This window comes from Flavobacterium jejuense (genome assembly GCF_006491595.2).
GTDB classification, from domain to species: domain Bacteria; phylum Bacteroidota; class Bacteroidia; order Flavobacteriales; family Flavobacteriaceae; genus Flavobacterium; species Flavobacterium jejuense.
In genome coordinates, this window is record NZ_VEVQ02000009.1 from 203269 (window position 1) to 217178 (window position 13910).

The following is a 13910-nucleotide window of genomic DNA, read 5'->3' on the forward strand; positions in this document are numbered from 1 at the left end:
GTTACTTTCTAGCATTAAAATAATCTTCAAAAGCCGTACAACCATAGATTAGATTATCATAATCATCAGGGTATTCCTTTTTTAACTTGGCGTAAGTTGTATTCAATTTAAAGATAGAATCGTTATAGGTATTATAATCTTCATAAGACGAATTCGGATTTTTATATCTAATTTGAAAAGAATCACATCGACCTATCATTCGTAAACAAAGTGCTTTAAATTTATCGGTTTTAGCATTTTGCATCGCTTTTTCATAATATTTTTTCGCTAAAAATCCATTTTGAAATTCGGCTTCATCTTCAGGATAAGGCTCTACATCATTAGCAGAAACTCCAAAGCGTCTCATCATCCAAGCATTTCCATGAATTGTCATGTTGTAGTAACAATTCGCTACCAAGAAACTATAATAGTCTTTCTCAGTACCGTTTTCGGTTTTATCAATATATTCTATTAGTTTAGCCGTAATTGTTTTTTTATTTAAAATGAATTTTTCTTTCTTTTCAATAAAATCTGGAGTATATTTTAAAGTAAAAAATGGATTCTCATCATCAAAACCATCATCCATATTAGCTCTTTTCCATAAATAATCGCTTTCATTCCAGTAATCATTATCTATTTTTTCAAAATAGCGTAAGGCCGTTTTTAAATCGTTTTTTCGGATGTATTGTGTACCTACTAAATCGTAAAGTTTCTGTAATTCTCCTCTACATGTTTTGTATTTCCAAGTGGAAAAATCATCAATCAATTTTGTATGCGATTCCACATCAGCAATTAAACTTTTTACTTCTTCAACAGTAGACATCACATTGATATACTGAAAATAATCATAAAAATAATCTCTATAGGATCTTGACTTGTTTCTCTTGGATTTCCATGTCATCTCATGATTTATAGTTGAATACAAAAACGCAGCATCGGTCTTATTTCCGTTATATTCTAATATTCGACCTAAAGCAAAAACAAACTGAGCATTATTTTTATGCTTTAAAATGTTTTCTTGCGTTTCTGGAAGAATCACGAAAGCACCTTGCGTTTGATTGGCAGTACGGCATAAAACTTCTGTGATTTCCAACTGATTGTTTAAAGGAGTAGATGTAAAGGCTTGATTTTTTATAGCAGCAATCTCTTTCAAACAAGTTGCATAATCCTCAGTAACAAATAAAAGTTGGATTTTTAAAACATTCCATTCCAAAGCATGCTCTATTTTATTCGTTTTAACCGCTTTGGCAAAGGCTAAAACTTGAGCAGCATACTTTCTATCATTGACAATTCTAGCTTGAATTTTACTATAGGAAAACTCATAACTATACTTTTCTTCATCACTCAAAGTAGTAACAGAAGGATCAAATAACGAATAATAAGGTGTAAAAACCCAATCCTCAATCTTATTTACTTCACGTAACAATAAAAAAGGTAGCGCTTCGTTTTTTGGGTCTAATTCATATACTTTTTTAATATATTCTAATGCCTTATCATGTCTCCTGATACTTGCCAAGGCATACACATTTGCTTTTTCTTCTTTGGTTTTAGCATGAGTTAAAATTTCAGAAATGGAAACCTCATTACTAAAATTATAAAAAACAGCAAAACGTTTATCAGGTGCATGTATAAAAACTTGTGCTGCATAAAAACTTTGTAAAGCCTTATCTTTTTCCACAATAGCTTTAAAATACAAACTCCAATAATACACAATATCCTTCTGTTTCTCTGTGGCAAAAGTAGCATCAAAGAGACGAGAAACATCTTTCAATTGGTTGTTGTAATAAGCCAATCGAATGGCTAAAAAAGCATAACGTCTCTTTAATTCAGGATTTTTAACAACTTCAGCTAATTTTTCAGCAGCTTGAATTAATTTCCCTCTTTGAGGTATAGAATAGGAGTCGTTTCTTTCCCAAGGATCGCTATATAAAACATTAAATACTTCACATTTCTTTGCAAATTTTAAATAATCGATGGCTTCCATGTCATTCTTGGCAAACAAATAAGTCACCATATTATTATGTACTTTTTCATTAAAAGATTCGTAAGGAATGCTATACACACATTCAGATACAGCGTTATAACTAATCTTACCTTTACAGTAGTTGTGCCAAAAAACGATATTCGGATTTTCTTCTAAAGACTTGTATTTATCCTCATTAGGATAAAAAAGGTCTGATGAATAATTGAATTCAGAAAATCCGTACATATTAAAATGCTCTGGTCTTGAAAAGCAAAAACGAATGTCTTCACCATAAGGATAATATCCGCAACCTAGAACAGAAGTGGAAATATTAGTTATTAAAAAGAGTATAAAAAGTTGCCATTTCTTCATGAGAAAAATATTTTGTTTGTTCGTCGTCTAAATGAAATAAAGCCACTGTAACCTGTTTATCCAAAATCACATTTTTCTTTATAGTACTAATTGCTTTATCTAATTGTTTCGCTGTTATTTTATCGTATTTAATCTTATCTCCTATTCGCAAATAAACATTGGAAAGCGTGATGTCTTTCGTAACTTCAAACCAAAGCGGTTTTATAGGTTTTAAAAAAGGTTCAATTTTATCAAAATCATTATAAATCACTTTGGTAAACTCATTATTTTGAAACAACTGCATCCAAGAATATATTGGTAAAGCAATGTCTAAATGTAAAGGATATTCACGTTGCCTATTTAAGTACAAGCCTAATTCGTTTACATCTAAAATAGAATTCTTGTCTTTATTATCCAAGGGATTAATTAAATTATAACACATCAACATGGCTTTATCCACTGGAGGAATGCCCATTTTATCAGGATATTTGTAAGGATATAAACGAAGCGTACAGCTCACTTTTTTCTTATAAATCTCCTTTATTTTTTTTAGAAAATAAAAGTAATTGTCTTTTGAGTTTATGGTCCAATCACAATCCATTTGAATTTCGTCAACAGCCTTTACCCTTTCTAAGTTTTCTTTTTTCTTTTTATTGATTAAGAAGACAATATTATCAGCTAAAAGGTCTAATTCTTCTTTTTTACTTTCTAAAAACACTTCGTTTCTGATATATACACAAGGAACTATGCTAAATTTCTTATTAGAATAAAAAGACAAATTATTTTTTGAAACTGGAATATTACCCATTAAATCGTTGTGTTCCACTTCAAAAAATTTCACATATAGTTTTGAGACTTTTTGAGTATCAATTACTTTTTGTTCCTTTTCTGAAAAACTCCAATTATCCGATTTCCAATAGTAAAAGGCACGTTCCACATTTTCAACTTGATACGGTTTAGAACAGGCTTGAAAAAGTAAAAAAAGTAAAATCGGTAATAGGTATTTTTTCATTGGAAGTGCACCATTTAAGCATTTATTGGAAATCCACTATAAAATTAGACATATAATTTTAAAATCGAAATAAAAATACTATTTTTCCTAACTATTAATTTATACTTTATAAAAATCCTTTTCCAATGAAAATATTTAGACCCATATTTACTTTATTTGCCATCACATTTCTTTTCAGTTGCTCGCAAAACAAGGAAGAAATTGATTTAAAACTGAGTCCAAAAATTGGAGACCAACAAACGATTGTTTCCCAAGTAGTAACTACTGGGAACGAACAAATGAGTATGAAAAGTACTATGGTCGTTCGTTTTAAAGTGGCTTCAAAAGACGATCAAAATGTCTTCACCTTTCATACAGACCTTCGTTATATAAAGACAGAAACCAAAATGTTTGGAGAAGTAGAAAAATACGATTCTACAAAAGACGAATCGTTGATGACTAGTGATGAAAGAAGCATGCATGAGGAATTTAAAAATGCTTTAGAATCGAACTTTGAAATTCGTATTGATGAAAAAGGGAGTATTGTAGAACCTTTTCATGCTATTGACGGGAATCCATCAACAGAAGCTTTAGTAGATATGAGTAATATACAATTGGTTTTTCCAAAAGAAAAAGTGAAAGTAGGTAGCGAATGGAAAAATGAAAAAACCAATCCCTTGACCGAACAAGTAACCAAGTCAACCTATACTATTAAAGACATTACTGAAAACGAAATCATCATTTCAGTAGCTGCCGAAATAGATGGCGTTTCAGGATTATTAGGCAAAAGTAAGGTAGATGGGGAATATATTCTAAATAAAAAAGATTGTACCTTACTAAAAGGAACCTTAGAAATGAATTTACAAATGGGTGGAAAAGTAACCAATACGTATTATAAAAAAATGCCGAAGAAGTAATTTTAGTTTAATTTATTGAAGACAATAAAACAATATTCTAGGATAAGATAGTGAGCACGGATTTATAAAAATAAATAGTATGAAACATATCTTTATTTACTTTATGTTCTTCTTTTCTATAACTTCCAAAAGTCAAGTAGTAGATAAGTTAACTTTTGATACCCTCAAAATAGAATTAATAAATTTTTTAAGTTCTAAAAAAGATACCAATAAGTCATCAATAGAAAGACTTAAGAATAATGAGAGTGAATTTAATTTAAGGGGATTGTTTAATAATAGACGAGAAGGAGAATTAATAAATGGATTATATAGTTTTTCTATTTTTGGTTCTCACACAAAAGGATATTTTGTTATTGTTGAGAATAATTCTTACACCATATTAGATTTATCTACTAGAGAAGGCTTAGATAAATCAATAAAAGATGTACTAGATTTTTCTGAAAGAAGTAAATATTGTGTTTCTATTTCTAGTGATATAGTCTCTCGATTAATTACGGTATATTATAACATAAATAAATATCCTTTGGCAGGTATTGATCTTAATTGTGAAAGAGGGGTTTCAACCACAGATGATTTACCCTAGAAATACAATGTAAATTGGACTCACAATCCGTGCCAACAAACAAAATCAAATTAAAACTAAACCACTCTTAGCAGTGGTTTTTTTACTGATAAAAATAAAAAAATAAGAACTATCCGAGAAGTTATGCTAATTAGTACTTAAATTGAGTATTTGAGCTATTTTATTTAGTATTTGCACTACTTTATTTAGCATTTGCGCTATTTTATTTAGTATTTGTACTATTTTATTTAGCGTTTGTACTATTTATTTTAGTTTTTTCGCTATTTAATTTAGTATTTGTACCGTTAGCGCATTCAATCACAAAAAAACCTCGTTCATCACAAACGAGGTTTTATGCTATTCACTAAGTACTATGGACTAATCACTATGGACTAATTACTTTTTCACAGGAATATTCTCTAAAATCTCCAACACAAATTTCCAATACTTTTGAGCCGAAGCAATACTTGCTCTTTCATCTGGACTGTGTGCTCCTTTGATGGTTGGTCCAAAAGAAATCATGTCCATATCTGGGTAATTGGTTCCTAAAATACCACATTCTAATCCAGCATGACATGCAACAACATCCGCTTTTTTACCGTTTTGTTTTTCGTAAATAGAAGATAAAACATTTAAAATTTCTGAATTCGCGTTTGGTGTCCAACCTGGATAACTTCCTGAAAATTCTACTTCGCAACCCATTAATTCAAAAGCTGAACGTAAGGCATTTGCCAAGTCAAATTTAGCCGTTTCAACAGAAGAACGAGTCAAACATTGAATGCTTAATTTTCCTTCACCAACAGTCACTTTTGCAATATTATTTGAAGTTTCTACCAAATCAGCAAAATCAGCACTCATTCTATAAACACCATTATGAGCGGTGTATAAAGCACGAACTAAATAATACTGAGCCATCGGTGGCATCACTTTTTTAGGAGTCGTAGCCGATTTTTCAATTACAATTTGAAGATTCGGTTCAGTGGTTTTTAATTCGGTTTTAATTTCATTGATAACCGCTTGCATGTCGTATACAAAAGCTTCATCGTAAACATTAGCAATAATTACTTCCGCTACACTCTCTCTAGGAATAGCATTGCGAAGACTTCCTCCTTTTATAGAAGCGATTTGTAGTCCAAAATCATCAAAACCATCAAATAACAAACGATTCATGATCTTGTTTGCATTTCCTAAACCTTTATGAATATCCATTCCAGAATGACCACCACTTAGTCCCTTTACAGTAATAGTATATCCTACTGAAGATTCTGGTACGTCTTCCTCGTCATATTCGGCTACAGCCGTAACATCAACTCCGCCAGCACAACCGATGTCGATTTCGTCATCTTCTTCTGTATCTAAATTTAAAAGTATTTCACCCTCTAACATACCTCCTTGTAAACCCATTGCTCCTGTCATACCTGTTTCTTCATCAATAGTAAACAAAGCTTCAATAGCAGGATGCGGAATATCCGTACTTTCTAAAATAGCCATAATTGTCGCTACTCCTAGTCCGTTATCTGCTCCAAGGGTAGTTCCTTTTGCACGAACCCAATCCCCATCGACATACATTTCGATGCCTTGTGTATCAAAATCAAAATCGGTATCATTATTTTTTTGGTGTACCATATCTAAATGCGATTGCATCACTATGGTTTTTCTATCTTCCATTCCAGCAGTAGCTGGTTTCTTTATAATCACATTACCTACTTCGTCATTCACAACCGCTAAATCTAGTTTTTTAGCAAAATCATTCATGAAAGCAATCACACGTTCTTCTTTTTTAGAAGGTCGTGGTACAGCATTTAAATCGGCAAATTTGTTCCAAAGTGCTTTTGGTTCAAGGTTTCTTACTTCTTGGCTCATATATTTATTTCTAGTTTTTATTTTTTTTTAATATTAATGTTATTTTACTTAGAATATTTTTTAGGATTCATTGAAGTATTAAAAACCGACATGATATAAATTGTCTTATCTAGTTCATCGACAAAATAAAGAATTATGAAAGGAAATATTTTCATAGGTAATCCATGATAATCTTTATATCTTATTTGGTAATTTGAAAAATCGGTTAAAGATTGAATTGTCTTATCAACTATTTCATAAAAATAATCTCCTAAACCAATCTTCTTAAATTCATAATAATCAATAGCATCTTGAATATCTGAAATTGCTCTTGGTTCAATTACGATAGCATATTTCATTCTTAAGATTTCAAACGAATTTTCTTTTTAGCTTCTTCCCACGAAACAAAATCTTCTTTTTTGGAAGAAACTCTTCTTTCATCTAGAATACTTTTCATTTCGTCGGAAATTAAAAACTCATTCTCAACTGTTTCATAATTAAATTTCTCAATTAATTTCATAAAGAAACCTAACTCATTATCTGGAATATTTAAAGTTACTTTTGTCATGAATAAATTAATTTAATTACAAATTTACGAAAAAAGAAATCTGCTATTCTATATTTGTATTATTTTTATAAAAAAACTGTGAACAGAAAATACATTTTACCTTTACTTTTACTCCTACAAATCGTCATTGTAAAAACATTGTCTTTATTTCCACAATTTGTTGAAAATTGGTATTCCAAAGGGTTGTATCCCAAAATTGCTTTTGTTTCAAGAAAATTATTCGGTTGGATTCCTTTTTCTACAGGAGATATTATGTATTTTATTCTTATTTTCTTTTTGCTGCGATGGATTTGGAACCATAGAAAAGGATTTTTTAAAAATTGGAAAACAAATGGATTGGCTATCTTGAGTTGGTTTTCTGTTTTCTATTTCTGCTTTAATTTGCTTTGGGGAATGAATTACTACAGAGTTCCTTTACATGAAAAATTAGCTATTAAAAAAGAATATTCTTTGGAACAATTAGAAGCTTTTACTACAAAAATGATTGCTAAAACCAATGCTTTACAAATGCAAATTACAGGTAATGATTCTTTAGCAGTAGAAATTCCTTATACTGAAAAAGAAATATTCCATTTGGCTTTAAAAGGCTATCAGCATTTACCTCAAAACTTACAAGAATTTCAATACAAAAATAAAAGCATTAAGGCCTCTTTATTCAGTTATCCTTTAAGTTACATGGGTTTTGGAGGCTATTTGAATCCGTTTACTAATGAATCTCAGGTGAATGTATTAAAACCAAAATACAATTGTCCAATGACGACTTGTCACGAAATGGCACATCAAACAGGCATTGGCAGTGAAAGTGAATGCAATTTCATTGGATTTATTGCTGCTATTAAAAATGAAGATATTTATTTCCAATATTCAGCTTATAATTTTATTACGCGTTATTGTTTAGGTAACTTGGAAAAAATAGAAGAAGGGAAAAGCAAACTTTATTTTGAAAAAATCAATAAAGGAGTTATTAAAAACTTTGATGAAAATGAAGCTTTTTGGGAAAGTTACCACACACCTATTGATACTTTCTTCGAATATTTTTACGATAATTTTCTAAAACTAAACCAACAAAAAGACGGTTTAGAAAGTTATAGTAAATTTGTAGGTTTGATGATTGGGTATGAAGAGTTGAGTGATTAGTGATTAGTGATTAGTGATTAGTGAAATTTACATTTTTTTTATAAGTAATAATACATTTAATCCACAAGGAAGTAAAATGGAATTGCGTATTTACCTTTATTAACTATCTTACAGCCAATACCATTCAAAAAAAAATTACTCAAAAGTCACTTGAGGAGAAAAATTCAATTCTTCAATTACTTTTATATTTTGAGTATCTATTAATTCGTACACTTTAACTTTTAAAATAGTTGCGTTTATGGTTCTTTTTTCATCAAAATAAGCATATTGAACCAAATACTTTTTGTTATCCCTTTCTAAATATTTAAAATCTTTTGAAAAGACTACACTTTCATTTATTTGTTCCTCTATCTTTTCCAAATGATTTCCGTTATTATCATATATTTCTAAAGAAACATTATTAGGAGCATAACCAACAGATGTTAAATACTGTTTCTTATTTAAAAAAATTGTTTCATTCTTTAAAGTAACAGGCCTTTTTTCATCATTCTCACTAAAATTTTCTATCTCAAAAGAATTTAAAGCATTGATAATTTCTGGAGTAACTAATTTATGTTCTTTACAAAAACTGCCTTCATATTTTGGTGCAGTATAATTAGAATAATTTATTGTAATACTTTTACCTTCATGCAAATACTTATTTTTAAAAGTAAAGAAAGTGATTCCTTTCAATTTCCAGTTTTCAAAATCTCTTGATACAGATAAAAATTCATATTTATTTTTAAACAAAATGATGTCTATGTCTCTATTAAATTGCCATTTTAAATAATATTCTTTTTTCTGACTATCATAAATAAAGCAATCTAAATAAGGGTCTCGCAAAGAACCTTCTGATCTAAAAATAAACAAATGTTTACTATTTGCTTCTATATTATCGATTTGGTAAACTTGATAAATGCCATAATAGTCAATACCTTCAAAATAATTGTTCGTTTTCTCATCTTTTGCAAAATGGAATCCACTAAGGGTTTGCTGATTGGTTTCTTTTAATTCGATATTACTTTTTGTTGGTTTAAATGGTTCTAGTACTGTATAGAGGTTTGAATTAGAAATACCTTCTTTTAACAACTCTATTAAACTTTTATCTTCTGTAGTAATACTGTTTGATGAAACAATAGTATCTTCCATATTTTCTACATTTATTTCTTGAGAAACTGTATCCTGATTAGTATTCTTTTCTTTACAAGAAAGTAAGAGTAATAAACCAATAGCAAAAAATACACTTTTAAATTTCATCTGTTTTTTATTAAATTAACTAAATCTCATCACTAGTAAAACTTACTACTTGTTTCTTTTTATAAGGTCGAATGATTAGTCTTGCTTCTCTATCAAAACGAATGTAATTATACACCCAATTTAAAAACACAACCGCTTTATTTTTAAACCCTATTAAGGAAAATAAGTGAACAAACATCCATACAAACCAGGCAAAAACACCACTAAAATGATAATTTGGTAAATCTACAACAGCCTTGTTACGACCAATCGTTGCCATAGAACCTTTGTCTTTATATGCAAAGGGTTTCATGTCTTTTTTAGCTAATAGTCTAGCAAAATTATCTGCAAGATGCTTTCCTTGTTGGATGGCAGGCTGTGCCATCATAGGGTGACCTTGTGGGTAATTTTCTAATGACATGGAAGCAATATCACCCACAGCAAATATATTCTCATAGTCTTCCACTTGATTATAAGCATTCACTTTTACTCTATCAGCTCTAGCAATTAAAGAATTGATATCTAATCCATTTACTAAAGCACCTTGAACACCTGCTGTCCAAATTACAGTAGCACTGTCAAAAGTTAAATCAGAATTGGTTGTTACTGTTCGACTATCATATCCTGTAACACGAACGTTTTTCCATACACTTACTCCTAATTTTACTAAAAATTTTTCTGCTTTGGTCGAAGCATTTTCACTCATGGTATTTAAGATCCGATCGCCACTTTGAATCAAATTGATTTCCATCTTGCGAATATCTAAATCAGGATAATCTTTAGGTAAAATGGCTTTTTTCATTTCTGCTAAAGCTCCAGCTAATTCAACACCTGTTGGACCACCACCTACTAAGACAAAATTCATTAAACTATGCCTTTCTTCAATATCATTAGTTAAAAGTGCTTGTTCAAAGTTTTCTAGAATCAAACTACGAATGTTTAGCGATTGCGGAATGGTTTTCATAGCCATACAATTACGTTCCATTTCTTTGTTGCCAAAAAAATTAGTTTTTGAGCCTGTTGCCAAAACCAAATAATCATATTTTAGTTCACCAATATCGGCAATAATTTTATTGTTTTTCGAATCAATTTCTTTAACTTCCGCTAAACGAAAATAAAAATCATTATGCTCCTGAACTACTTTACGTATCGGATAAGCAATAGAATCGGGTTCAAGACCACCAGTTGCAACTTGATACATTAAAGGTTGAAAATTGTGATAATTATGCTTGTCTAATAATACGACTTGAACTTTTTTATTTCTTAGTTTTTTGGCCAAAGCAATGCCTGCAAATCCACCTCCTATGATTACAATTCTAGGAAAACTACTGCGAGGTATATTCATTTTTTAAGATACTTAAATTGTATTTCAAAGATAGTAAATTAATGTGGCAATTTTATAATGAGTCATTATGGTAATTTTGAATCTAAATACTGCTATTATTGACAATTGAAATTGATTTTTGTGATTGACATTGAAATCCTAGCCCTGATAGCAGTGAAAATCTTTTTTTACAAATTTTACTAATTTTGTTGAAGGACAAAACGACCATCGGAAGTTCTTGTGCTTCTTAGAAAAATGTAAAATTGTAAAAAAAATTGTAACGAATAGCAGGAAGTAGCTACTTATAGATTATGAATCCAACATCGGAAGAAAATTTTGTAAAACAATTACAGGAAAATCAGAATATAATCCACAAAATTTGTCGGTTATATACTACTGATGAGGATGCGCATAAAGACTTATTTCAGGAAATTACCATACAATTATGGAAAGCATTCCCGAAATTTAGAGGAGATTCTAAGTTTACCACTTGGGCCTATCGAGTAGGTTTAAATACAGCCATCACTTTATATCGAAAGAAGAAAAAAACACTTACAACTATTGAATTTGATAGTACTTTTCATAAAGTAAAACAAGATGATTACAATTATGAAGAAGAGGAGCAATTAAAATTGTTATATAGTGCTATTAGTGAATTAAATGATATTGAAAAAGCACTAGTTTTTTTATATCTGGAAGACAAAGATTATGCAGAAATTTCAGAAACACTAGGAATTAGTGAAGTGAATGCAAGAGTAAAAATGAACCGAGTAAAAGGAAAATTAAAAAAAATATTAAATCCGTAATCAATGGATGAATTAGAAATATTAAAAAAAGATTGGAAAAAAAGAGAACATTCTTTTAACCAACTTTCAGAAACCGACATCTATAAGATGCTTCATAAAAGATCTTCCTCTATTGTGAAGTGGATTTTAATTATAAGCATTTTAGAAATTTTGTTATGGCTTAGTTTGAGTTTTTTAACAACAGATGAAAATTATTTTAAGACTCTTGAAATTTATCACTTGAGTAAGGTAATACCAGTGATAACTATCATAAATTATGGAATTATGATTTTCTTCATTTTTCTATTTTATAAAAACTTTAAAAACATTAACACTACTGAAACAGTAAAAAAATTAATGCAATCTATCCTAAAAACAAGAAAAACTGTAAAATATTATGTTTGGTATAATTTAATGATGTCATTTATATCATTTGTATTAGTCTTTACATTTCAATTTAAATATGATCCAAATTTAAATGAAGTCATAGAAAAAGCCACTCAAAATGTAAATCCTAATGTATTTTACATTATTTTATTTGCAGCTTATATTGTTTGCGCTATGATAATTATTGGTATCATCTGGCTTTTCTATAAGTTGCTTTATGGTATTTTATTAAAAAGATTAAACAATAATTACAAAGAATTAGAAAAATTAGATCTTTAAATTATAACTCTTATGATAAAAGTCATCGTTAATTTAGTAAAATTTCCAATACTAATCACTTTAATGTTAGTTAGTTATTTTGCAAATGCACAAAAACTAGACAATGCACTTCTATGGAAAATCTCTGGTAATGGTGTTGAAAAACCATCTTATCTATATGGAACCATGCATGCAGTTTGCGAAACCAATATAGATACTGATGTGATGAAAGCTTTTGATGAAACCAATCAACTATATCTTGAAATTGACATGGATGACCCAAATTTACAAACAACAATGATGGGTAGTATGATGATGAAAGATGGAGTGACTATCAGTTCATTAATCACTGAAGAAGAATCAAAAATAGTAGACAGTTTTTTAAAAGAAAATATTGGTTTTTCATTAAAAATGATTGATACATTTAAACCATTTATGTTGAGTTCAATGTATTTACCAAAATTATTAGATTGCCCAATGAAAGCGGTAGATATGGAATTAATGAAAATAGCTACAGCACAAAATAAAGAAGTATTAGGATTAGAAACTATTGAAGATCAACTAAGTCTTTTTGATAAGATTCCATACAAAACTCAAATTGAAGAAATAGTAAAAACAGCTAAAAATAATATGACTGATGACAGAAATGAAATGACAAAAATGTTAGCTGTATATAAAAGTGAAAACATTGAAGAAATGCTTGCTTTAACACAAGATTCAAAAAATAAGATGTTTTCGGATTTTGCTGATGATTTATTAACAAAAAGAAATCAAAACTGGATTCCTATCATAGAAAAAACAGCTAAAGAAAGTCCAACGCTATTTGCAGTTGGTGCTGCACATTTAGCGGGTAAAGATGGTGTGATTAAATTACTTCGAAGAAAAGGGTATAAAGTAGAAGCTATAAAATAATTTCTATTTTAAATAAATTTAAGAGGCTTTTTTAGCCTCTTTTTTTATCACTATAAATAAAACTCTTCTTATTCTAGCTCATAAAGTTTAATGAATAAGATGAAGAAATACCAAATTACCATAGTTAATGAAACTCAAGATTTTAAAAATGGTTATAAAATTCCAAAATACATTAAACTTAAAAATTTATATCAAATTGAAATTATTGGAAAATAAAAAGTCATGACAATTCTATTTCAGAATCATTTGAATTAATTGATAGAATTTGTTCTCCATGTATGCTGAAATTTGACAAAAATAATAACAGTTGAACTACATTTTAATAAATTACATTTATCTAATTATAGAAATGTACCCTTTAATACTATTATTATTTTTTGCGAATTCCCGAGTAAAAAAATATAAATTAAAAATGGAAGATTAAAGAGTATAGTTTAATAAAGCATTATAACAAAAAAGATTTACTGCGTTTTTCTTTTTTTGTTGTTCATTGGTACCTTGAAAGTTTATTTATTCTCTTCATAATTTCTATAAAAAGCGTTTAAAGTAAGCTGCTTTTATTATTAACAAACTAGTTTAAGCTACGTTTATCTTTTGATATTCTTTTAAACAAAAAACCCTCATCAAAAATGATGAGGGTTTTAAAAGAAAGGCGACGACATACTCTCCCACATAACTGCAGTACCATCTGCGCAGTCGGGCTTAACTTCTCTGTTCGG

Annotated in this window: 13 protein-coding genes and 1 rRNA gene; 6 read left to right on the top strand and 8 right to left on the bottom strand. The window is 29.2% G+C overall.

Annotated features, from left to right (window positions below; translation table 11 throughout):
- Position 1: 1 nt before the first annotated feature.
- Together FIA58_RS14665 and FIA58_RS14670 are read right to left on the bottom strand one after the other, a co-directional pair.
- The gene (locus FIA58_RS14665) at positions 2-2314 is read right to left on the bottom strand and encodes a hypothetical protein (protein WP_140963236.1); all 2313 of its coding nucleotides are present in this window, start codon (positions 2312-2314) and stop codon (positions 2-4) included.
- The gene (locus FIA58_RS14670) at positions 2274-3305 is read right to left on the bottom strand and encodes a hypothetical protein (protein WP_140963237.1); all 1032 of its coding nucleotides are present in this window, start codon (positions 3303-3305) and stop codon (positions 2274-2276) included. The genes FIA58_RS14665 and FIA58_RS14670 overlap by 41 nt, the downstream gene beginning before the upstream one ends.
- A gap of 125 nt (positions 3306-3430) precedes the next feature.
- Between FIA58_RS14670 and FIA58_RS14675 the strand changes: the two genes are divergently transcribed.
- Together FIA58_RS14675 and FIA58_RS14680 are read left to right on the top strand one after the other, a co-directional pair.
- Positions 3431-4201, top strand: coding sequence for a DUF6263 family protein (locus tag FIA58_RS14675; protein ID WP_140963238.1), 771 nt, complete (start codon positions 3431-3433; stop codon positions 4199-4201).
- A gap of 79 nt (positions 4202-4280) precedes the next feature.
- Complete coding sequence (locus FIA58_RS14680; protein WP_140963239.1) at positions 4281-4784, top strand: hypothetical protein; 504 nt, start codon at positions 4281-4283, stop codon at positions 4782-4784.
- A 375-nt stretch (positions 4785-5159) separates the two neighbouring features.
- Here the strand turns inward: FIA58_RS14680 and FIA58_RS14685 are convergent, their stop codons facing one another.
- From FIA58_RS14685 to FIA58_RS14695, 3 genes are read right to left on the bottom strand one after another with little or no spacing between them, the layout of a single operon-like run.
- Positions 5160-6626 (bottom strand): aminoacyl-histidine dipeptidase, encoded by a 1467-nt coding sequence (locus FIA58_RS14685; RefSeq protein ID WP_140963240.1) that lies wholly within the window; start codon positions 6624-6626, stop codon positions 5160-5162.
- 44 nt (positions 6627-6670) lie between these two features.
- Positions 6671-6964 carry a type II toxin-antitoxin system RelE/ParE family toxin gene (locus FIA58_RS14690; RefSeq protein WP_140963241.1) on the bottom strand — a complete coding sequence of 98 codons (294 nt, stop codon included), beginning with the start codon at positions 6962-6964 and terminating at the stop codon, positions 6671-6673.
- 2 nt (positions 6965-6966) lie between these two features.
- Positions 6967-7173 carry a hypothetical protein gene (locus FIA58_RS14695; RefSeq protein WP_140963242.1) on the bottom strand — a complete coding sequence of 69 codons (207 nt, stop codon included), beginning with the start codon at positions 7171-7173 and terminating at the stop codon, positions 6967-6969.
- A 78-nt stretch (positions 7174-7251) separates the two neighbouring features.
- Here FIA58_RS14695 and FIA58_RS14700 point away from each other — a divergent pair, with 78 nt between their 5' ends.
- Positions 7252-8310: a DUF3810 domain-containing protein gene (locus tag FIA58_RS14700; protein ID WP_140963243.1), complete on the top strand. Its 1059-nt coding sequence runs from the start codon at positions 7252-7254 to the stop codon at positions 8308-8310.
- Positions 8311-8445: 135 nt separating this feature from the next.
- On the opposite strand, the gene FIA58_RS14705 is transcribed toward FIA58_RS14700, so the two are convergent.
- Positions 8446-9546 (bottom strand): hypothetical protein, encoded by a 1101-nt coding sequence (locus tag FIA58_RS14705; RefSeq protein WP_140963244.1) that lies wholly within the window; start codon positions 9544-9546, stop codon positions 8446-8448.
- Positions 9547-9565: 19 nt separating this feature from the next.
- On the bottom strand, positions 9566-10870 hold the full coding sequence (locus FIA58_RS14710) for an NAD(P)/FAD-dependent oxidoreductase (protein WP_140963245.1): 1305 nt from the start codon (positions 10868-10870) through the stop codon (positions 9566-9568).
- Between the two features lie 290 nt (positions 10871-11160).
- Here FIA58_RS14710 and FIA58_RS14715 point away from each other — a divergent pair, with 290 nt between their 5' ends.
- The 3 genes from FIA58_RS14715 to FIA58_RS14725 are packed head-to-tail and all read left to right on the top strand — an operon-like array spanning position 11161 to position 13191.
- Positions 11161-11655: an RNA polymerase sigma factor gene (locus FIA58_RS14715; protein WP_140963246.1), complete on the top strand. Its 495-nt coding sequence runs from the start codon at positions 11161-11163 to the stop codon at positions 11653-11655.
- 3 nt (positions 11656-11658) lie between these two features.
- On the top strand, positions 11659-12300 hold the full coding sequence (locus FIA58_RS14720) for a hypothetical protein (RefSeq protein ID WP_140963247.1): 642 nt from the start codon (positions 11659-11661) through the stop codon (positions 12298-12300).
- Positions 12301-12312: 12 nt separating this feature from the next.
- Positions 12313-13191: a TraB/GumN family protein gene (locus tag FIA58_RS14725; protein WP_140963248.1), complete on the top strand. Its 879-nt coding sequence runs from the start codon at positions 12313-12315 to the stop codon at positions 13189-13191.
- A gap of 647 nt (positions 13192-13838) precedes the next feature.
- Here FIA58_RS14725 and rrf read toward each other — a convergent pair.
- A 5S ribosomal RNA gene (rrf, locus tag FIA58_RS21880) occupies positions 13839-13910 on the bottom strand; the annotation flags it as partial.